We start from the raw sequence: 19,148 nt of genomic DNA, 5'->3' as shown, positions 1-19,148 counted from the left end.
AGCCGTATGGCCACGAGGATCCTCCCGGCAGCCGGCGACGCGGACGCCGTACGGTCCATCACGACCCTGCTCAGCCAGCTCCCGGACGCCGAACCCCTCGCGCCGGTCGTCGACTCCACCCAACTCCTCGACACCCTCGCCCGGCTGGCCGCCGAGTCGGTCGACGAACTGCCCGAGGTCGTCGTCGTCCACGAGCGGATCGGCCCGGTACCGGCCCTGGAGCTGATCCGGGACGTCGCGCTCCGCTTCCCCGCCGCCGGCGTCGTCCTCGTCACCTCCGACCCCGGCCCCGGCCTCTTCCAGGCCGCCATGGACTACGGCGCCCGGGGCCTGGTCGCCCTCCCGCTCGGCTACGAGGAACTCGCCAGCCGCGTCCAGGCGGTGGCCCAGTGGTCGGCGGGCGTACGCCGGCACCTCGGCAGCGGCGGCGACGTGTTCACCGGCGCCGGCGGCACCGTCGTCACGGTCAGCGGCGCGAAGGGCGGCGTGGGCGCCACCCTCACCGCCGTCCAACTGGCCCTGGCGGCGCAGGCGTCCGGGCGCTCCACCGTCCTGCTCGACATGGACCTCCAGACCGGCGACGTCGCCTCCTTCCTGGACGTGCAGTTCCGCCGCTCGGTCGCCGACCTGGCCGCCATCAACGACATCTCGCCCCGCGTGCTGGCCGACGCCGTCTTCCGCCACGACAGCGGTCTGGCCCTGCTCCTCGCCCCCGGCGAGGGCGAACGCGGAGAGGAGGTCACCGACCGCGCCGCCCGCCAGATCGTCGCCGCCCTGCGCTCGCGCTACGAGGTCGTCGTCGTCGACTGCGGTGCCCAGCTCGGCGGGGCGGGCGCGGCCGTCGTGGAGGTGGCCGACACGGCCCTGCTGGTCACCACCCCCGACGTGGTCGCCGTACGGGGCGCGAAGCGGGCGGTGCGGATGTGGGACCGGCTGCAGATCCGCAAGGCCGAGGAGACGACCGTGGTCGTCAACCGGCACACCCGGAGCGCCGAGATCCAGCCCCCGCTGATCCGGCGGATCACCGGCACCGCCCTCGCCGCCACCGCCGTCCCCGCCAACTTCAAGGAACTCCAGGCCGCCGTGGACGCCGGCCGCGTCCACGAACTCGACGCCAAGGGCGCGGTGAAGCAGGCCCTGTGGGCCCTCGCGGGTGAACTCGGCCTGGCCGGCGCCCCGGAGAGCGACCGCAAGGGGCACGGCCGGCTGCGCGGCGACCGGGGGTCGGTGAGCCTCCGGCGCCGGAGGGACGGTGGGGGATGAGGCGGTGGAGGCACCCAGGGCCGGACCGGGGCCGCGACCGGGAGAGCGGCCAGGTCACCATCGAGTTCCTCGGCATGACACCGGTGATCGTCGCGACGCTGGTGGTGCTGTGGCAGCTCGTACTGGTGGGGTACACGTACACGCTCGCGGGGAATGCTGCCGACGAGGCGGTAAGGGCGGCGACGGCCGCCGAGCGGGGGGCACGGCAGGGGGCCTGCCAGGAGGCGGGCCTGGACAAACTGCCGGGCGCGTGGGAGGGAGGCGCCGCTGTGAACTGCGGTACCGCGGGCGGTTACGTCACCGCCGACGTACGCATCGAGGTCCCCATCCTCTTCCCGGGCACGGTCAGCTTCCCGTTCACCGTGCACGGGCACGCGGGGGCCGTGGAAGAGGAGGACGACTGAGATGCCGTACTCCGTGAACCTGTGGGGGAGAGCCTGGGGGAAGGCCCCGGGGGAGACCCGAGGGAGGGCCCCGGGGGAGACCCGAGGGAGGGCCAAGGCCTGGGGGAAAGCCCGGCGGAGGGACCGGGGCCAGGTGGCCATCGAGTACCTCGGCTTCCTCCCGGTCCTGATCGCCGTCGGCATGGCCGTCGTACAGCTCGGCCTCGTCGCGTACACCGCCCAGCAGGCCGGCACCGCCGCCCGTGCCGGGGCCCGCAGCGCTTCACTCCAGGAGAGCGCCCAGGGCGCCTGCGCGGCGGCCGTCAGCAGCTGGCTGGCGGACGGTACCGACTGCCCCCCGTCCTACGGCGGCGAAGAGGTCACCGTCACCGCCACCGTCGGCATCCCCTCCATCGTCCCCGGCTGTGACTTCGGGGACGCCACCAGGACCGCCACCATGCCGCTGGACCACTGACCGAGGAGCCGAGGACGCATGAGCCTGCGCGCACGCATCCACTCGCCCGAGGAGAACGGCGGCCGGGGCGAGGACGCACACCTGGTCGCCTCCTACCGGGCCAAGCTCCTGGAGGAGATCGACCTCGCCGAGATGAGCTCGCTCGCGATGGCCGAACGCCGCGCCCGCCTGGAGCGGGTGCTCGGCCACATCATCAGCCGCGAGGGCCCGGTCCTGTCCACGGCCGAACGCTCCCAGCTGATCCGCCGTGTGGTCGACGAGGCGCTCGGCCTCGGCATCCTGGAGCCGCTGCTCGAAGACGCCTCCATCACGGAGATCATGGTCAACGGCCCCGACGCGATCTTCGTCGAGCGCGGCGGCCGGGTCGAGCAGCTCCCGCTCCGTTTCGCCTCCCACGACCAGCTGATGCAGACCATCGAGCGCATCGTCTCCACGGTCAACCGCCGCGTGGACGAGTCCAACCCCATGGTCGACGCCCGCCTCCCCTCCGGCGAGCGCGTCAACGTCATCATCCCGCCGCTCGCCCTGACCGGCGCGACGCTCACCATCCGCCGCTTCCCGCGCTCCTTCACCCTCCATGAGCTGATCGGCCTCGGCTCGCTCGACGAGCACATGCTGTACCTGCTGGCCGGCCTGGTGCAGGCCCGCTTCAACATCATCGTCTCGGGCGCGACCGGCACCGGCAAGACGACCCTCCTCAACGCCCTCTCCGGCCTCATCCCGGAGTCCGACCGCATCATCACCATCGAGGACTCGGCGGAACTCCAGCTCCAGCAGGCCCACGTGATCCGCCTGGAGTCCCGCCCGCCGAACGTGGAGGGCCAGGGCCGGGTCACCATCCGCGACCTGGTCCGCAACTCCCTGCGCATGCGCCCCGACCGCATCGTCGTCGGCGAGGTCCGCGGCGGCGAGTCCCTGGACATGCTCCAGGCCATGTCGACGGGGCACGACGGCTCCCTCGCCACCGTCCACGCGAACAACGCGGAGGACGCCCTGATGCGGCTCCAGACCCTCGCCTCGATGTCGGACGTCGAGATCCCCTTCGTCGCCCTGCACGACCAGATCAACAGCTCCGTCGACGTCATCGTCCAGCTCACCCGCTTCGCCGACGGCGCCCGCCGCATCACCGAGATCGCCCTGCTGGCCAGCCACGGGGGCGAGCCGTACCGCCTGGCCACGGTCGCCCGCTTCAACGCCCGCCCGATGACCGCCGACGGCCGCATCGTCGGCACGTACGAGTACCACCCCCTCCCGCACCGCACCGCCGAGCGCCTCTACATGGCCAACCAGCCCATCCCGCAGGCCTTCGGCGTGGCCCACACCCTGGACCAGCTCACGACCCGGGAAGCCAGGTAGGACGGGCGCGATGAAGACGATTACGGAAGCCAGGGGCAGGACGGGCGCGATGACGACAGACACGGAAGCCAGGTAGGAACCGCCGATGGAACTGGAAACGCTCGTCACGCTCACCACCGGCATCACGCTGCTGACCTGCGTCCTGGCCGTCGTCGGCCTGCACTCCTGGGCCGCGGGCCGGGCCCAGCGCGCGGCCCTGGTCGACCGCCTCTCCGCCGCCGGCCAGGTACCGGTCGCCGGACGGCGCCGCCGCTTCCCCACCCTGGACCGCCGCCTGCGCCGCACGAAGCTCGGCCGCCAACTGGAACGGCGCCTGTCGGCCACGGGCCTGGACGTCACACCCGGCGAGTTCTTCGTGTACATGCTCGGCACGGTGGCGGGGCTCTGGCTGATCGGCCAGGCGACCCTGGCCCCCTTCTTCGGCCCTCTCGCGGGCCTGCTGGGCGTGGGCGTGGCCGTCCAGTTCCTCAACTGGCAACGCCAGAAACGCATCGAGAAGTTCATCAACCAGCTCCCCGAACTCGCCCGCATCCTCGCCAACGCCACCCAGGCCGGCCTCGCCCTGCGCACCGCGATCGGCATGGCGGCGGAGGAGCTGGAGGCTCCGGCCGGCGAGGAACTCGGCAAGGTGGCCGACCAGCTGGCCCTGGGCGCCGCCATGGAGGACGCCCTCGGCGAGCTGGCCGAACGGCTCCCCTCCCGTGAACTGGTCGTCCTCGTCACGACCCTCGTCCTCTCCAACCGGGCCGGCGGCCAGGTGGTCAGCGCCCTGCGCAACCTCACGGAGACACTGGAGGAACGCAAGGAGACCCGGCGCGAGGTCCGCACCCAGCTCTCCCAGGTCACGATGACGTCGTACGCCGTCCCCGTCCTGGGTGTCGGCTCGTTGTTCCTGATGAACGGGGTGAAGGACGGCGCCCTGGAACGCATGACGGGCTCCCCAGTCGGCCAGGCGGCGGTGATCATCGCCTTCGCCCTCTACGCGCTCGGCTTCGTCCTCATCCGCCGCCTGTCCCGCATCGACGTCTGAAAGGAGGCGGGCAACCGACATGAACACCCCCCTCACCGGCCTCCTCCTCGCCCTCCTCATGGGCCTGAGCGTCTGGGGCGCCTTCGCCGGCGTCCGCATGTACCGGGCCGACACGAAACTCCCCGCCGACCTCGCCCTCGCCCTGGAGGTCGGCTCCACCCGTACCGGCACGGCCCACTCCCTCATCGACCGCATGGGCATGCGCTACGCCCCGGTGGTGCTCCGCCTGATGGGCCCGTCCCTGGTGGCCAGATACCGCCGCCGCATCGACCTCGCCGGCAACCCCGGCGGCCTCACCATCGACCGCTACGCGGCCCGCAGGGCGGTGTACGGGGCCCTCGGGCTGATCGGCTTCCTGGCCTTCCTCCTGCGCGGCCAGCTCCTGGGCGCGGTCGTGATGCTGGCCTTCGGCGCGTTCTGGACTGAGGTCGGCATCTGGTCGGCGATCCGCATCCGCAAGGACGTGATCGAACGCACGCTGCCGGACTTCCTGGACGTCCTGGCGGTGGTGGTGAGCGCCGGCCTCGGCTTCCGTCAGGCCCTGGACCGCGTGTCGATGCGCTACGAGGGGCCCTGGGCCGACGAACTGCGCATCACGCTCCGCCAGATGGACCTCGGCATGAGCCGCCGCCAGGCCTTCACGGAACTGCGCCGGCGCAACGACTCCGAACAGGTGGCGATGTTCGTGACGGCACTCCAGCAGGGCGAGGAACTGGGCGCCCCCATCGTCGACACCCTGGTCTCCCTGGCCAAGGACATGCGCCGCACGGACGCCCAGAACGCCCGCCGCAAGGCCGCCCGCGCGGTCCCCAAGGCCACGATGATGATCACGACCTTCATGGTCCCGGCCACGCTGATCCTCCTGGGCGCCGGGCTGGTGCTCGGCTCGGGGACGGACTTCGGCTCCCTCACGGGCGAGTAGGGGAGGAGGAGCCCGCCATGCCGGTCACGCGTTCGCAGAAGGGAGGCGACGTACACCACAGAAGTGCGACTGCACACGCCCCAAAAACATCAACAACCAAACTCTCATCGTCCAGTTGGACGACTTCGACGGAAAACCTTTCGCATTTGCAATCCGCTGTGGGACAGTCATTGCCTGGTGTTCCCAACAGGTCGAGGTCCGAACCGAGCACGAGGGAGGCGGAGATGATGCCCGACCGCACGTCCGACACGGCCGACCAGCAGCTCACCGCCCCCCAGGACCGCCGCCCCACAGCACACGACCGGGCCCACGACGGGCCCCCGGGGCCCTCGCACGAAGGGGCCTTCCACCCTGGAGGGGAACATCATGACCAACTGGCTCCGCACCAAGGCCACTTACATCCACACCCAAGCCACCACCCGCAACGACAGGGGCCAGACGGCCGTGGAGTACCTGGGCATCATCGCCGTGGTGGTGGCGATCGTACTGGTCATCTCGGGGACGGGGCTGGGGCAGACGATCTACGACGCGATCACGTCGAAGATCGCCGAAGTCACTGGCGGCTGAGTCGGCTCCGCAGGCACAGCGACGCGGGGCAGGCTTTCCCCATCTACATCACGGTGGTGGCGGGCCTGCTCTTCCTCGCGCTCGCGTACCTCGCGGTCGGCCAGGCCGGAGCGACCCGCAGCGACGCGCAGACGGCGGCGGACGCGGCGGCACTCGCGGCAGCCCTGGAAACCCGGGACGGCCTCACGGACGAGTGGCTCGACAACGTTCTGGACCCGGAAATGTGGCAGGACATCTTCGACGGGAAGGCACCGCTTCCCAGCGCGTGCTGGCGAGCTCAGCAACTGGCGGCAAGCAACGACGCGACGGTGGACTGCGCACCGGACGGGCTTCTGAGCTACACCGTCGTCGCCGAGACCAATCACACTGTGGGGGAGAGCATCGTGCCGGGCACGGAGGGTCGGACGGCGACGGAGACCGCGACCGCCGTCATAGACGCCCGGTGCTCGTTCGAGCCACCGGCTGAGGATGCCGACGACGAGGTGCTGCCCACCCTCTCCTGCAAAGGGGGAGAGGACTGGGACCTGAAGCCGGACGACCTCTCGGACCTACCGAAACCTGAGGACCTGTTCGATGTCCATCTGGCCGACAGCTGACAAGAGAACGACGAGGACGAGGAAAGCGAAGTCATGAGCATTCGGTTCACGACAAGGGCCCGTGGGGGACTGGCCGCCTGGTCCGTTGCGATGGCGCTGGCCTTCGGCCTGGTCGGTTGCGGCAGCGGCGGTGGTGACGACGAGAAGCCGAAGGCCACGGCGTCAGCCTCGAAAGAGGACGGGTCGGCCCCGAGCGCTCAGGAGGGCACCGCGGAAGAGCCCTTGGCCGAGCTGAAGGGAAGCGAGGGCCTGAGCCTGCGCATCACCTCCGCCGAGAAGGACGCGGGCGGCTTCGTGACGGTCAACGGCGAACTGAAGAACGACGCCGACAAAAGCGTCGCGATCCCCTCCGCCCTGAGTGGAAACGAGACGGAGATCGTTCGCAACGGCAGGTCGCTCGGCGGTGCGACCCTAGTCGACTCGAAGAGCAAGAAGCGCTACTACGTACTGCGTGACACGGAGGGGCGCCCCCTGACAACGTCGGGATTCGCGACGATGAAGGCCGGCGACCGCCTCGCCGTCTTCATGCAGTTCCCCGCGCCGCCCGCGGACACCACCGAGGTCACGTTCCAACTGCCCACCTTCGCCAGCGCGACGATCTCCATCTCCGGGTGAGGCCCCGATGACCTCGAACCTCCGCCTGGCGACGGTCCTTTCCGTCTTGCTGACCACCACCCTCTACGGCACCGGCACGGCCCAGGCCGACGACGACCCGGGCGGCCCCCCGGGCACCGAGCCCGCCGCCTCCGCCCCCGTCGAGGTGGACCCCAACGACCCGGACCTCAAGCTCCCCGACGGCGCCACGCTGGCCCAGGCGAAGGTCCTGGACATCAAGTCCATCGTGGAGGAGCAGGGCGGCGACGAACGCCGCGAGGACACGAACACGAGCGTGACGCTCGCCCTGCAGGCCGAGGTGCTGTTCGGCAAGGACAGCGCGAAACTGGGTGCCGAGGCGAAGTCCCGCATCACCGGCATCGCCGACGAGATCAAGACCCAGAACGCCAGCAGGGTCCGGGTCTTCGGCTTCACCGACGACCTCGGTTCCTCGTCCCACGGCGACACCCTCTCCAAGAAGCGCGCCAACGCCGTCCACGACGTCCTGTCGCAGACCCTGAACGACGCCGACATCACCTACGAGGTCCGCGGCTATGGGGAGCAGTACCCCATCGCGGACAACGCGACGGAGGCCGGGCGCAAGAAGAACCGCAGAGTGGAGGTCTCCTTCCCGCGCTCAGGCGGCTGACGAACACGAGAAAGCGAAGCACAAGCGAATGCGCCCCCGCTCACCGCGCCCCCGCGCGACGCCGACGGCCCTCGCCGCACTGACGGCGCTCACGCTGGCCGCATGCAGCAGCACGGACAGGCCCGACCCGGCCCCGCCCACCGTCTCGAACCGCACCACGGCCCCCCACCCCACGGCCGGTTCCCCCGCGGCGGACGGCCAGGACCCGGACGCCTGCACCGACGGCAACTGTGAGATCACGGTGACCAAGCCCGTGACGCTCCACTTCCCGGCACCGGGCGGCGGCCGGGCGACGCTGTCGGTGACCGAAGTCGGCCCGAACAAGATCGAGTACGAGGTGAAGTCGGCCAACGGCCAGTCCAAGGCCGGCGCCTCGGGCCCGGGTCAGGGCTGCCTCACCCACCTCCGCGAAAACGGCACCGGCAACTCCTGCGGCCCCCTCACCACCACCCGCCCGACGCCCCAGCCCGACACGGTGACAATCCAGACAACAACGACCCCGACCGGCCCGGGCCTCCTCCGTATCGTGTCTCCCTGAGTCGCACCCCAGTGGAGACGGGTCCGCGACGGCGACCCACAACAGGCGGTCGACCTCGGTGGGCTGCCGTCCAACTGGTGTTCGCATGCGTCCTCTGGATAACTTTGATCTGTTTGAGGGCGACCCGTCTCGCCCATCGAAGCAACGTGGCCGGAACCGGGGGGAACTGTGAGTGATCTGACCGCTGACTACGAGGTGCTGAACCGGGTGAGGCACAACCTCGATCACATAGCCGAACTGATGAAAAAGCCGGGCCGGGAGATGAAAGAGGTCACCGGCAGCTCCATGGGTGTACCTGAGCTCGCTCGGCGCATGGACGACTTCGGTGACGAGTGGTCATACGGGATAAAGCAGCTCACCAAGTTCTCCGAGAAGGCCTCCGAGGCGCTGCTCACCGTCAAGGAGGCATTCGAAAAGCTCGACGACGAACTCGCCGAAGCGAGCAAGAAGCAGGGCAAGGGGAGCGCCAAGTAGTCATGGCTGTGACGACATTGGAAAGCTTCCCGACCCTGGGGTTCGTTCCTTGCCCGGGCGACCAGCCGGTGGCCGACGACGTGGCCAAGACGGTGCGCCGGACGGCAAAAAAGATGACCACGACCGCGAGGAAAGTGTCCAGGACGCCGACCGTGCGGTGCAGGGCAACGAGCTGGAACTTGAGGAACTGCGCCGTAGAGGGCGCCGTATGGCCGCTAATTACGTGGAGTACGGCAAGGCGATAGCCGACCGCCTCAAGAACGCCATGGACATCGCTCCGAACGAACCCGGGATGTGGGACAAGCTCGGTGACGCCATCGCGGACCTCGGCAAGGCGATAGCTGACCTTCCGGGACAGGTGGGTGAGCTCCTGTCCGAGATCGGCGACTGGATAAAAAACCACGCGGACTGGATCACCGTCGCGGCCTCGGTCGTCGGCGTCGTCGCCATCTTCTGCCCGGTGCTCGCTCCGTTGGCTGTCGGCCTCAGTGCCGTGGCGTTCTTCACCCATGCAGCTGCCTATGGTGTGAATGGACTTTTTCCACCCACCGGACAGAACATCGGCAACTGGCTCACATTGGGTGGCGACGCACTCGGCATGGTGCCCGGCTTCGGCGGAATCAAAGCCGGATACAAAGCCGCGCGAGGAGCCGGAGGTGTAGTGAAGGGCAGCCGAGTCGGCATCAAGACAGCCGTCTCCGCGACTAAGAGACTGGCGAAGGAAGCCGATCCGGTAGCCAGGGTGATCGACAAGCCTGTGATGGCCGCCGCCAGCAAGTTGGGCATCTCGCGGGGTGCTGCCCTGACTGCGACCGAAGGCATCCAGGCTGCCGCACAGCTCGCATGGACGGCGCCGACCGCGGTCAACGCCTACGCGACCAGTACCGGCCGGTATGACACGGCCACTTGGGGAACGGGAGTGGCCAACATCGCCACAGGCGTCGGCGGCGGGAAGTTCGGTGGCGTGGTCGCCGTCGGCAGTTCCATCGGCCTGGGTGCCTGGGAGCTGACTGACTGATGGATTCCACCGACGCACCGAGTCACGGCCCGCTGTCCACGAAGACTGACCCCTCCACCGGCGCGCCTGACCTGTGGTTCGAGCTACCTCCCGGGTTTGTCCAGTTCGATCTCGACGAAGACTCTGAGGTCCGTCTGCTCAGGATGGCGGACGCGGCCGATTCACTCTTCACTGGAGCAACTCTGGAACAGAAGTTCAGTCTCGTCGCTTCGGGCGAGTACATTCTGCGAACGCTGATCGAGGTGGGCGCCGAGTACGTGTCGAGTTGCCTACTACGGTCGGATGGGGGCAAGCTCTCGCATGGGACGCTCAGCGTGATCATTGAAAGGCCGGAGACCGGTCCTCAGAGCCAGGACCGTCAGGGAAGCGCGAAGCGCACGGCCGTTCAGTGGCGCAGTTTGTATCCGGACGCGGAGGTCGGGCTCGTCATGTTGCCCTACGGCATCGCCGCGCTATGTGTACGAGATCAAGAGCTTCAGATCCCCGGCGTGATTTTTGGGTTGGATGAACCTGTATCTGCCGCCGTACGGCAGGTTCAGTTCTGTGTTCCGTTGCAGACAGGCCCGGGTTCCGCCCTCTTCGTGTTCATGACCGAGGACATAGACAAGTGGCCCGAGTGCCTCGATCTACTCAGCGGAATAATGGCGTCAGTATCGCCGGACGATCCGGGCGAGCCGGACGAGGCAACCAATGAGAGGGCCGAGGGCCCAGGCGGCGGGAGAACGGAGACTCATGCATGAGCGCTGATGTGGAGGGCGGAGCGTCGACGAGTCGGAAGCGCTACCGCACACTGTCGGTGATCGGTGCTTTTTGCTACGTGCTGGCCGTCATTGCAGGCATGTTCCTGATTGCAGACGACTTGGGACTCATTTTTCTTGTGCCCCTGTGGATTGTCCACGGTGTGATCCTCGTCGTACTTATGGAAAAGCTGGGAGCCAAAGAATCAAGTCTGTACGCTGCTCTGTTCATTGTGATTACATCAGCGATGTCCGTGTACGTCATGGGGATGGCGCGCGATGACATTATGCTCCAACAGCGCGGTGAGGAGATCACCGGCACGGTCGTGAAGGAACGACTCGATCCAGCACAGGGCCGCAAAGGGCGACATTCCTATTATACGTTGGAGCGAGAGGACGGTGCTCGGGTTCTGGGGCCCGAGATGGAAACGACATCCGATCTGTACGACGTCGGCCAAGTGCTCTCGGTGATTGAGGACCCGAAAGGTGAACTGCCGCCGCAGACGCCGGGGCAGGTGGACGCAACGGCCGAACTGATGGGAGCCTCAGCGCTTTGCCTCGCGGCACTCGGCTCGGTCGGCTGGATGACCTGGCGAGGTTCAGACGCCGCGAAGCGGCGAGCCGACGGTAAGCCGTCGGCCGGAATGCGCAAGGTGTACAAGACCGTCACCCGGAACCACACCGCGGCCCCGGAGCAGGAGGAGAAGCTCCGGAAGGCGTTGGGTACGTACCCCGCTGACAGACGTGGGTACATCAAGATCCATCCTGAGGACTACCCCGACATATCTCAGCAGCGAGCGGCCCGGATCGCCTGGGAGATGGGCCTGCGGGCAGAGGCGGCCGGCAATCGCGGCTCGTGGCGCTTCGGGGAGACCGTGGTCGAGGAAGTCCCGCACGACTGAGGGGCGCTGTGGCCCGCCCTGGCCCGTCCGTCGCCGATGAGGGGCCGCACGCCGGCACGCTGCCGCCGGCGCTCACCAGCCCCGCCACGACCGAACCCGCGGTCGAACTGCCGCTGAGCCAGGCCAAGCCGCGGACGACACGGCGGTGAGCGGTACCAGCATGGTGTGCAGCGTCTGGAACGGGCGTGGGTCCCGGGGCGGGACGGGGGCGCGGAGACCGTCTCGCCGAGATCGGCCGTGCACTCGGGATGGCCGAGAGCCCCTACGAAGGCGGGCGGGCGCCGCGCAGGAACTGGTCGACGGCGTTGTCCACGAGGCCGTCGAGCAGTTCCGGGCCGACGACGTCGCCGTTGATGATCGACGCGATGCCCTGGAGGGTCGCGAACAGGACGATCCCGATCCGCTCGGAGGGGCCGCCCTGCAACGCCCCCTGCCGCTGCCCCTGAACGATCAGTTCGTTCATCAGCCCGAACGGAGCCTCGGCCGCCTTGGCGATCCGCGTCGCGCCGGGGCGGTGCTTGCTGGTGTACATGAGCTCCAGAAGCGCGGCGTTCTCGGTGGCGAAGCGGATGTAGGCCGTCACGGCCGCCCGCATGTGCGCGGAGAAGTCGTCGTCCGTGCCGGCGAGCGCGGCGCGCAACGCACCGTCCAGCTGGGCGAACCCGTCCTCGGCGAGCGCGTCCAGCAGGGCCTGGCGATCCGCGAAGTGCCGGCGCGGTGCGGCGTGGCTGACCCCGACCTCCCTGGCCAGATCGCGCAGGGACAGCTGGTCGGCCCCGTGCTCGCGCAGAGCGCGCCCGGCCGCGTCGAGCAGTGCGGCCCGGAGGTTCCCGTGATGGAAGGGCCGCTCATCGGTCATGCCTGGCATGGCGGTCACGGTATCAGCCTGCTGTCATTGACTACATAGTTTACACCGTCTACTTTGTGGTCCGTGCAGGCTGGACGTCGCCGACCTGCCCTCTATTCGGGCGTTCGCCGGGGCCGCTTGGTGGTGTCCCGCCGGGAGACGGCCTGCGCCACCTCGTCGAGGGCGGTGCGCAGGAGGGTGCCGTACGCGTCCTGCGGGAGGTCGGGGACGTGCTCCTCGGCCGCGTGGAGGTGCGCGGTGGCCGCGTCGAAGGACCCGAGCCGACGGTAGTTGTCGGCCAGGTTGAGGTGGAGGGAAGGGTAGAACCCGGCAACGCGGAGACCGGCGTGGTGCTCCTGGGCGCGCTGGTCGGTCATGGCGTCGGCAGCGTCCAGGGCCCGGACGTCCCAGGCGAGGGCCTGGGCGGGGTCTTCGTAGAGGTCTGCCAGGTAGTGGGCGAGGGAGCAGCGGTGCAGCGGGTCGCCGGTGACGCCGATCTCAAACCACAGGCCCAGAAGCTTGCGGCGGGCGGAGAGCGTGCTGCCCGTTCGGCCTTCGGTGACGGCTTGTCCGATGGCGTCCATGGTCGGGTCGGGGCCGGCGGGTGCGGTGGGCACGAAGGGTTCCTCGGGGTCGTTCAGGACGAGTATGCGGCCCTGACGGGCATGGCCAGGGTGGTGAGATCGCCGCGGTCGGCCGAGCGGATCGTGACGGGCCGGTCGTGTCCTCGCAGGTCGAGCATGACGTCGGGGCCGATGGCCGTGCTCACGGCGGGATAGAGCGTGGTCGTCTCGAACCGGATCTTGAGGGCCTCGCCCGTCACGGTGGCGAGGAGCGAAATGCCGGGGTGTTCGTCGTTCGGTGACCGGACGTCCACTCCGTGGCCGGAGATGTGGAGCGCGATGCATTCCCCGGGGTGTTCTTCCAGGGCGCGCAGCAGCAGGTCCTTCGCGACCGTGGCGCGGGTGGTGACCTCACCCAGGGACGCGAGCATCAGCCGGTGGTCGGGGAACTCCTCGGACAGCAACCGGCAGTGCCGGCCCTCCCGTTCACCCATGCGCAGCCGGATCCCGTGCGGCACCGCTTCGATGCGGACCAGCGCACTGTGCCGGATCTCGGCGACCGCCGCCCGCAGGTCGTCGCCGTCGATCGTGCCGACCCATGTCTGCTCCGCCGTCCGTGCCGGCACCAGGGACCGAGTGGACAGCCGGAACCGGTCGGTCGCCGTCAGGGTGATCGCCTCATGACCCGCCTCGACGTGTACGCCGGTAAGCACCGCCGTCCCCGGCCCGTATGCGGTCGAGGTGAGGACCTGGTCGACCGCATCCGCCAGCACGGGCCCCTTCAACGCGGCGATCAGCAGACCGGGCCGGTCGCCGCCGAGCGCGGATTTGATGACAGCAGCCTTCTGCCGTGCAGCCGCCGCATCCCCAACAACCCCGGCAACATGCTCGTCAACCAGCCGTGCGGCTTCGCCGGCCTCGGCGTCGAGAACCGTCCCGACCTCGGCGAGGGGCATGGCGATCTCGCGGAGCCGACGCAGCGCGGTCGCCCTCGCCACCTGGTCGGCGCCGTAGTGGCGGTACCCCGAGACCGGGTCCACTTCGGCTGGGGGCAGCAGCCCGGAGTCGGCGTAGAAGCGCAACGCGCTGGAGGTCAGACCACTGCGCTGGGCAAAGACCCCGATGGGCATCAGCTCGGAATTCGGCATCTCGCCATCATCGAGTTTCAACCAACTCGAAGGTCAACACCGACGTCGGGCGTCACCAGCACAACGGCCGGTGCCGGCTAGCCCTCCCGGCCCTCCGCGATCTCCACCCGGGCCCCCACCCGCACCCCCCACCGCTCCATCGCCCCGGCCTCCGCCTCCAGCACATGCCGCGAACGCACCCGGGGCCACCCGAGCCTGCCCGGCCGCATGGTGCGTACGGCGATGACGGTGAGGCGCCGGTCGAGATAGGCCACGTCGATGGACATCCGCATACGAAACGTGTGCACGCTGTTGGCAGGAGTCAGAAGCATCGCCCCATCGACGGCGTCCCGCCCCAACAGCCCCTTCGTCCGGGCCCGATAAGATCCGGCGATCTTCAGGGGCACACGAACCCGGTCGAGCCCTTCCCCCACCACCAACGCCCCCACCCCGTCCCGCCAACGCCGCTGGCGTCCCATCCGGTGCCCCTCCCTGCTGTTGTCAACCTGTTACGTATCGAAAAGCTGCACGTGCAACTGACCCTCACCGGTTGGTGACAGTAGCGAGACACTTTCACTCTGGTGTCTCCAACGCCCGGTGGATAGCGTTGCTTCGCTGAAGAGAAGCCTCGTCCCACCCAGGAGCCGACAGTGAATCGCCGCCGCCCCACCCTCCTCGCAGCGCTCGCACTGACCGCCGCTACGGCCCTGACGCTGTCCGCGTGCGGGAGCGACGACGACAGCTCCGGCGACAACGACAAGATCGCGGGGGCGGACACGGGAAGTTCTACTCCGTCGGCTTCACCGACTGCCGCCGAGCCGTCCAAGGCAGACCGACCTCAACTCCAACTGCCGGCCGATCTCTCCCACACCTTCGAGTGGCCCAAGACGGGAAACAAGGAAAAGGATGCGGTTCTGGCCGACAGTGAACAATCCATCAAAGCGGTGGACTTGGCAATCGTTAACCAAGACGCTTTGGACAAAGCCTACCTCTATTACTATGAGGGAGAGGCGGCCGCAGGTACTCAGGAGTTCATTCAGAACTATGTAGACAAGAAGGCGGTAATCACGGGGAGCTACCGCTTCTACGCTCCTGAGGTAGCAGTCGACGAAGACGGCACGGCTTCTTTTACATACTGCGAGGATCAAGGCAAGGCGTATGTGAAGTACCTTGAGACCGGTAAAGTCAGGGAAACCAAGGTAACTGAGAAGAGCTACGTCATTTATCACACGTCGCTGAGAAAAAACAGTGACGGGGTGTGGGAAATTCAGAAGGTCGCTTCACAGAGTGGGAGTCCCAAGTGCCAGCCTTGACCCGCGCCACGAAGACGCTGCTGGCAACAGTCACGGTTGGCTTGTGCCTGTCGCTTCTTGTTTTTCCTGGCGTAGCAAGCGCCGACGACATTCTCGATGGGAACACACAGAACTCGGGCAGCGAGCAGCGCGCGGAGACCGACGGCGACGGCACTGTCGCTGTCGCCGTGGGTGGAGTCAAGTTCGACCGTTCGAAGAATGGCGGAGGCGGATCTGCCGGGGCGCTAACTTCGTCCACTTCATGGAGCCCACCGCCTTGTTGGTACGCCCCCAAGTACAGCCCGGAAGAGTTGCAGAAAACTCTGGAACCGATCTGGGAGGCTGAATCCACGGGGTACGAGTGGGACGCCGAGCAGCGGGAGAAGTACAACGCCAAGGACGAGGAGAAGGGGTTCAATAAAGACAAGACTGGAAAAGGGTACTGGTGGGATTCGTATGTCAACAAGAGTTATCCGCCGGGCTGGGAAAAGTGCAACAAGGGGCCCTTCTGGGTGGACACGGGAGACGCTCCGCCCGCGGACATCGAGAACGCTGTGACGCCCGAGGTGCTCGCCGAACTCGCCTACGCGGAGATCCGTGTCCCCGGTACCGAGGTGACACTGGCGCCCGCGGATGCGACCAAGGTCAACCTTCCGACGTGGGCGTGGCTGAACGGTGCCGAGTTCAAGCCGGTCTCGGTCACCGCGTCTGTGGAGGCGATCGGCATCGAGGCGACGGCCACGGCGGAGCCGGTGTCGCTGCAGATCAAACCGGGAACGCCGGATGCCGAGACGTATCCTGCGTCTGGTGTCTGCGAGATCACTGATGGGCGTATCGGCGCGCCGTACGAAAAAGGCAAGGCCGACAGCACGCCTCCGTGCGGGGTGAAGTACCTGCGCTCATCAGGTGATGGGACGTTCCCGCTTCAAGCGACGGTTACTTGGGCAATTCATTGGACTGGCACCGGTGGTGCGGGTGGGGATCTCCCCGATGGCGCTTTCGGTGCCACCCAGGACGTCGTCGTCCAGGAGATTCAGGCCATCAACCGCTGAGTAGAGAGCGGGCAGTCGCGATACCCGGCCCCCGCCCCGCAAAATCGTGTTGTCCGGGGAAGTGGGGCGGGGGTAGGAAGGCTGCATGACTGGACTCGGTGCCGTTTTCCGGCCTCAGGTTGCCCCCGAGCGGCTGCGTGCCGTGGCTCGTGCTGCCGATGAGGCGGGGCTGGAGGAGCTGTGGCTGTGGGAGGACTGCTTCCGCGAGGGTGGGATCTCCACGGCCGCAGCCGCCCTCGCGTGGACCGAGCGGGTGCGGGTCGGCGTCGGGCTGCTGCCCGTGCCGTTGCGGAACGTGGCCGTCACCGCCATGGAGGCCGCCACCCTGCACCGGATGTTCCCCGGGCGCGCCCTCCTCGGTGTGGGACACGGCGTGCAGGACTGGATGGGGCAGGTCGGAGCGCGGGTTGAGTCTCCCGTCACGCTGCTGAGAGAGCACCTGCTCGCCCTGCGGGCGCTGCTCGGCGGGGAGCGCCTGACGACCGAAGGGCGCTACGTCCGGCTCGACGACGTCGCCCTCGACTGGCCGCCGGAGCGAGCCGTGGAAGTGCTCGCCGGCGCCACCGGGCCCCGCTCGCTGCGGCTGGCCGGTGAAGCCGCCGACGGGACCGTGCTCACCGCGTCCACTCCGCCCGACGGGGTACGACGGGCCCGGCGGCTCATCGACGAAGGGCGGGCCGCGGCCGGGCGGACGGAAGCGCACCGGGTGGTCGTGTATCTGCTCGCCGCCACCGGGGCCGGCGCCGCCGAGCGGCTTCGGGCCGAACTGGTCGCCGAAGGGGACGACACGGTGCCGGGTCTCGGCGTCGCCGGGGACGCGGGCGCCGTCGCCGCCGCCGTGGAGCGGCTGGCCGAGGCGGGGGCCGACACCGTGATCCTCCAGCCGACCGGGGACGAGCCCGACCCGGAAGGGTTCGTTCGGTTCGCCGCCGAGCAGGTTCGGCCGTTGGTGGCTCAGGCCTGAGGGTCTGAGGGTCTGAGGGTCTAAGGGGGAGGGCTGTTGCTCCTTGTCTCTTGCTCCCTTCTCTCCCTTCTCTCCTTTTTCTTCCTTCTTTTTACTTCTGCCGTCGAAACGGATCTCCCTCCTATGGTGCCGCCGCCACCGTCCCGGCCCCCTCGACACCGCGCCTTCGACGACCTCGTGGCCGAAGGTGCCTCCGTGCCCACCGACGGGTGGGATTTCTCCTGGTTCGAGGGACGGGCCACCGAGGCCCGGCCCTCCTGGGGGTACGCCCGGTCCATGGCCAGGCGGCTGGTCCGGGCCTCCGCCGTGCTGGAGGTGCAGACCGGGGGCGGAGAGGTGCTGGACTTCGCTCTCGGTGCCGCCGGCTCCCGCCGGTCCCCGCTCGTCGTGGCGACCGAGGGCTGGGCGCCCAACGTCGCCAAGGCCACCCGGCTGCTGGCCCCCCGCGGCGTGCCGGTGGTCGCCGTGCCCGACGACGCGCCGTTGCCGTTCGCCGACGGCGCCTTCGACCTGGTCGTGAGCCGGCATCCCGTCCAGCCGCACTGGGACGAGGTCGCCCGCGTGCTCGCGCCCGGCGGTACGTACTTCGCCCAGCACGTCGGTCCCGCCAGCGTCTTCGAGCTGATCGAGTACTTCCTCGGGCCGTTGCCGCAGGAGAGCCGGCGGCGACGCCATCCCGAGCTTGAGCGGAGCGATGCCGAGGCGGCCGGTCTCGAGGTCGTCGACCTGCGGGCGGAACGGCTGCGGATGGAGTTCTTCGACATCGGTGCCGTCGTCCACTTCCTGCGCAAGGTCGTGTGGATGGTGCCCGGCTTCACCGTGGACGCGTACCTGGACCGGCTGCGCGACCTGCACGAGCGCATCGAGGCCGACGGCCCGTTCGTCGCCCACAGCGCCCGCCACCTCTTCGATGTGCGCAAGACGGCGTGAGCGAACGGTGCGTAGGCGCGGCGGCCCGTCGCGGTGGTCCCTCGTTGGCGATTGTTATCCATCGTTGTCCTGGACCGGCTCGAATTCGGTGACTCGGTCGCGTACGTTCTAGGCAGGTAATTCGCGCAAGCAAAGCTGCGCGTTTGGCGCCGCGCAGTGGAGGGGGCTGCGCGGTGCCGGGCCGGCGGGCCGGGTGAGCGGGGCGGTCAAGCGGGCGTACGCCGGGCGCGTCATCCGGTTGGGGGAACGGTTCGGCGGGCGGACCCGGCGCTCTCCGGGGATCTCCGTGGCCCGCCGTGGCCCGTTCGTCCGCCTGTCGCCGCCGCCGACCTGGTGTTTCGGGTCGTGGTGCGGGGCGGAACGAGAGCCTCCGCGAGTGCTCGGCTGTCGCCGGACGGATGCGGAGAGTAGTTGTGGCACGCCGATGCGCGCGACATTCCTTACGAAGGGTTATGGTGGAAACCCCCCCTCGGGCCGGTCCGTATCCCCCCCCCACGGACCGGCCCGTTTTCTGTTCCGCCGGACGAGTGCGGACCGGCCGGTTTCCCGTTGCGCCGGACCAGCGCGTTTCGTGTTGCGCGCCGCACTCCCGGGACCCCTGTAACGAGGTGTTCACCGGTGCGTCGTCGTGCGCCGTGGCATGGCGGCGCTTGTTCGAGGGCATAACGCAAGCAGGTCGACGCCCGAACCACGGGTGTCGGATCTCAGCGGACGGCACGGAGCCGTCCGCCCGGGAGGCCCTTTGCACCAGCCCCACCGTGCGGTCACGGCACGGAAGACGCGGCGGAGGGCCGGTCCGCGGCCCGCGCCAGTGCAGGGCGGCCGTCGACCGGCCGGCTCGTTACCGCCCTTCCGGCCCAGCGTCCACT

Annotated in this window: 24 protein-coding genes; 20 read left to right on the top strand and 4 right to left on the bottom strand. The window is 68.8% G+C overall.

Annotated features, from left to right (window positions below; all coding sequences use genetic code 11):
* Nucleotides 1-6 precede the first annotated feature (6 nt).
* The 16 genes from IG94_RS0109880 to IG94_RS42535 all read left to right on the top strand — a co-directional run bounded on the left by IG94_RS0109880 (nt 7) and on the right by IG94_RS42535 (nt 11,653).
* Nucleotides 7-1,263, top strand: a complete 1,257-nt coding sequence (locus IG94_RS0109880; protein WP_031033510.1) for a CpaE/TadZ family protein — start codon at nt 7-9, stop codon at nt 1,261-1,263.
* Nucleotides 1,260-1,667: a TadE/TadG family type IV pilus assembly protein gene (locus tag IG94_RS0109875; protein ID WP_031033508.1), complete on the top strand. Its 408-nt coding sequence runs from the start codon at nt 1,260-1,262 to the stop codon at nt 1,665-1,667. Before IG94_RS0109880 ends, IG94_RS0109875 begins: the two co-directional genes overlap by 4 nt.
* Before the next feature lie 133 nt (nt 1,668-1,800).
* Nucleotides 1,801-2,121 (top strand): TadE/TadG family type IV pilus assembly protein, encoded by a 321-nt coding sequence (locus IG94_RS0109870; RefSeq protein WP_031033506.1) that lies wholly within the window; start codon nt 1,801-1,803, stop codon nt 2,119-2,121.
* Between the two features lie 18 nt (nt 2,122-2,139).
* Nucleotides 2,140-3,477 (top strand): TadA family conjugal transfer-associated ATPase, encoded by a 1,338-nt coding sequence (locus IG94_RS0109865; protein ID WP_031033503.1) that lies wholly within the window; start codon nt 2,140-2,142, stop codon nt 3,475-3,477.
* Between the two features lie 85 nt (nt 3,478-3,562).
* Nucleotides 3,563-4,507 (top strand): type II secretion system F family protein, encoded by a 945-nt coding sequence (locus IG94_RS0109860; protein ID WP_031033501.1) that lies wholly within the window; start codon nt 3,563-3,565, stop codon nt 4,505-4,507.
* Between the two features lie 19 nt (nt 4,508-4,526).
* Entirely contained in the window at nt 4,527-5,429 is a 903-nt protein-coding gene (locus IG94_RS0109855; protein WP_031033499.1) for a DUF5936 domain-containing protein, read from the top strand.
* A 366-nt stretch (nt 5,430-5,795) separates the two neighbouring features.
* The gene (locus tag IG94_RS0109850; protein WP_031033496.1) at nt 5,796-5,996 is read left to right on the top strand and encodes a membrane protein; all 201 of its coding nucleotides are present in this window, start codon (nt 5,796-5,798) and stop codon (nt 5,994-5,996) included.
* Nucleotides 5,993-6,592 carry a pilus assembly protein TadG-related protein gene (locus tag IG94_RS0109845; protein ID WP_031033677.1) on the top strand — a complete coding sequence of 200 codons (600 nt, stop codon included), beginning with the start codon at nt 5,993-5,995 and terminating at the stop codon, nt 6,590-6,592. Before IG94_RS0109850 ends, IG94_RS0109845 begins: the two co-directional genes overlap by 4 nt.
* Nucleotides 6,593-6,625: 33 nt before the next feature.
* Entirely contained in the window at nt 6,626-7,207 is a 582-nt protein-coding gene (locus tag IG94_RS0109840) for a hypothetical protein (RefSeq protein ID WP_031033494.1), read from the top strand.
* 7 nt (nt 7,208-7,214) lie between these two features.
* A complete protein-coding gene (locus IG94_RS0109835) occupies nt 7,215-7,835 on the top strand; it encodes an OmpA family protein (protein ID WP_031033492.1) in 621 nt (206 codons plus the stop codon).
* Nucleotides 7,836-7,863: 28 nt separating this feature from the next.
* Complete coding sequence (locus tag IG94_RS0109830; RefSeq protein ID WP_031033489.1) at nt 7,864-8,373, top strand: hypothetical protein; 510 nt, start codon at nt 7,864-7,866, stop codon at nt 8,371-8,373.
* 168 nt (nt 8,374-8,541) lie between these two features.
* The gene (locus IG94_RS0109825) at nt 8,542-8,847 is read left to right on the top strand and encodes a hypothetical protein (RefSeq protein WP_031033487.1); all 306 of its coding nucleotides are present in this window, start codon (nt 8,542-8,544) and stop codon (nt 8,845-8,847) included.
* Between the two features lie 157 nt (nt 8,848-9,004).
* Nucleotides 9,005-9,865, top strand: a complete 861-nt coding sequence (locus IG94_RS0109820; protein WP_157852231.1) for a hypothetical protein — start codon at nt 9,005-9,007, stop codon at nt 9,863-9,865.
* Nucleotides 9,865-10,605 (top strand): hypothetical protein, encoded by a 741-nt coding sequence (locus IG94_RS0109815; protein WP_031033483.1) that lies wholly within the window; start codon nt 9,865-9,867, stop codon nt 10,603-10,605. Before IG94_RS0109820 ends, IG94_RS0109815 begins: the two co-directional genes overlap by 1 nt.
* Nucleotides 10,602-11,504, top strand: a complete 903-nt coding sequence (locus IG94_RS38490; protein WP_107060486.1) for a hypothetical protein — start codon at nt 10,602-10,604, stop codon at nt 11,502-11,504. Before IG94_RS0109815 ends, IG94_RS38490 begins: the two co-directional genes overlap by 4 nt.
* An 8-nt stretch (nt 11,505-11,512) precedes the next feature.
* Nucleotides 11,513-11,653, top strand: a complete 141-nt coding sequence (locus IG94_RS42535; protein ID WP_157852229.1) for a hypothetical protein — start codon at nt 11,513-11,515, stop codon at nt 11,651-11,653.
* 113 nt (nt 11,654-11,766) lie between these two features.
* Here the strand turns inward: IG94_RS42535 and IG94_RS0109795 are convergent, their stop codons facing one another.
* From IG94_RS0109795 to IG94_RS0109780, 4 genes are all read right to left on the bottom strand, one after another.
* Complete coding sequence (locus IG94_RS0109795) at nt 11,767-12,372, bottom strand: TetR/AcrR family transcriptional regulator (RefSeq protein ID WP_031033480.1); 606 nt, start codon at nt 12,370-12,372, stop codon at nt 11,767-11,769.
* A 92-nt stretch (nt 12,373-12,464) separates the two neighbouring features.
* Nucleotides 12,465-12,935 (bottom strand): hypothetical protein, encoded by a 471-nt coding sequence (locus IG94_RS0109790; protein ID WP_052410614.1) that lies wholly within the window; start codon nt 12,933-12,935, stop codon nt 12,465-12,467.
* Nucleotides 12,936-12,988: 53 nt separating this feature from the next.
* The gene (locus tag IG94_RS0109785; protein WP_031033476.1) at nt 12,989-14,062 is read right to left on the bottom strand and encodes a DNA polymerase III subunit beta family protein; all 1,074 of its coding nucleotides are present in this window, start codon (nt 14,060-14,062) and stop codon (nt 12,989-12,991) included.
* Nucleotides 14,063-14,139: 77 nt separating this feature from the next.
* Nucleotides 14,140-14,520, bottom strand: coding sequence for a DUF192 domain-containing protein (locus IG94_RS0109780; RefSeq protein WP_031033474.1), 381 nt, complete (start codon nt 14,518-14,520; stop codon nt 14,140-14,142).
* Between the two features lie 171 nt (nt 14,521-14,691).
* On the opposite strand from IG94_RS0109780, the gene IG94_RS0109775 reads away from it, so the two are divergent.
* The 4 genes from IG94_RS0109775 to IG94_RS0109760 all read left to right on the top strand — a co-directional run bounded on the left by IG94_RS0109775 (nt 14,692) and on the right by IG94_RS0109760 (nt 18,279).
* Nucleotides 14,692-15,354 (top strand): hypothetical protein, encoded by a 663-nt coding sequence (locus IG94_RS0109775; protein ID WP_031033472.1) that lies wholly within the window; start codon nt 14,692-14,694, stop codon nt 15,352-15,354.
* Nucleotides 15,342-16,385 carry a hypothetical protein gene (locus IG94_RS0109770; protein ID WP_031033469.1) on the top strand — a complete coding sequence of 348 codons (1,044 nt, stop codon included), beginning with the start codon at nt 15,342-15,344 and terminating at the stop codon, nt 16,383-16,385. The genes IG94_RS0109775 and IG94_RS0109770 overlap by 13 nt, the downstream gene beginning before the upstream one ends.
* Before the next feature lie 85 nt (nt 16,386-16,470).
* Complete coding sequence (locus tag IG94_RS0109765) at nt 16,471-17,349, top strand: LLM class flavin-dependent oxidoreductase (RefSeq protein ID WP_031033467.1); 879 nt, start codon at nt 16,471-16,473, stop codon at nt 17,347-17,349.
* A gap of 123 nt (nt 17,350-17,472) precedes the next feature.
* Nucleotides 17,473-18,279, top strand: a complete 807-nt coding sequence (locus IG94_RS0109760; RefSeq protein WP_031033465.1) for a class I SAM-dependent methyltransferase — start codon at nt 17,473-17,475, stop codon at nt 18,277-18,279.
* Nucleotides 18,280-19,148 lie beyond the last annotated feature (869 nt).

The sequence above is a fragment of the Streptomyces olivaceus genome (assembly GCF_000721235.1).
Classification (GTDB): Bacteria; Actinomycetota; Actinomycetes; order Streptomycetales; family Streptomycetaceae; genus Streptomyces; species Streptomyces olivaceus.
Note: the sequence above shows the minus strand (reverse complement) of the source record. Positions and strands in the feature narration are given on the sequence as shown.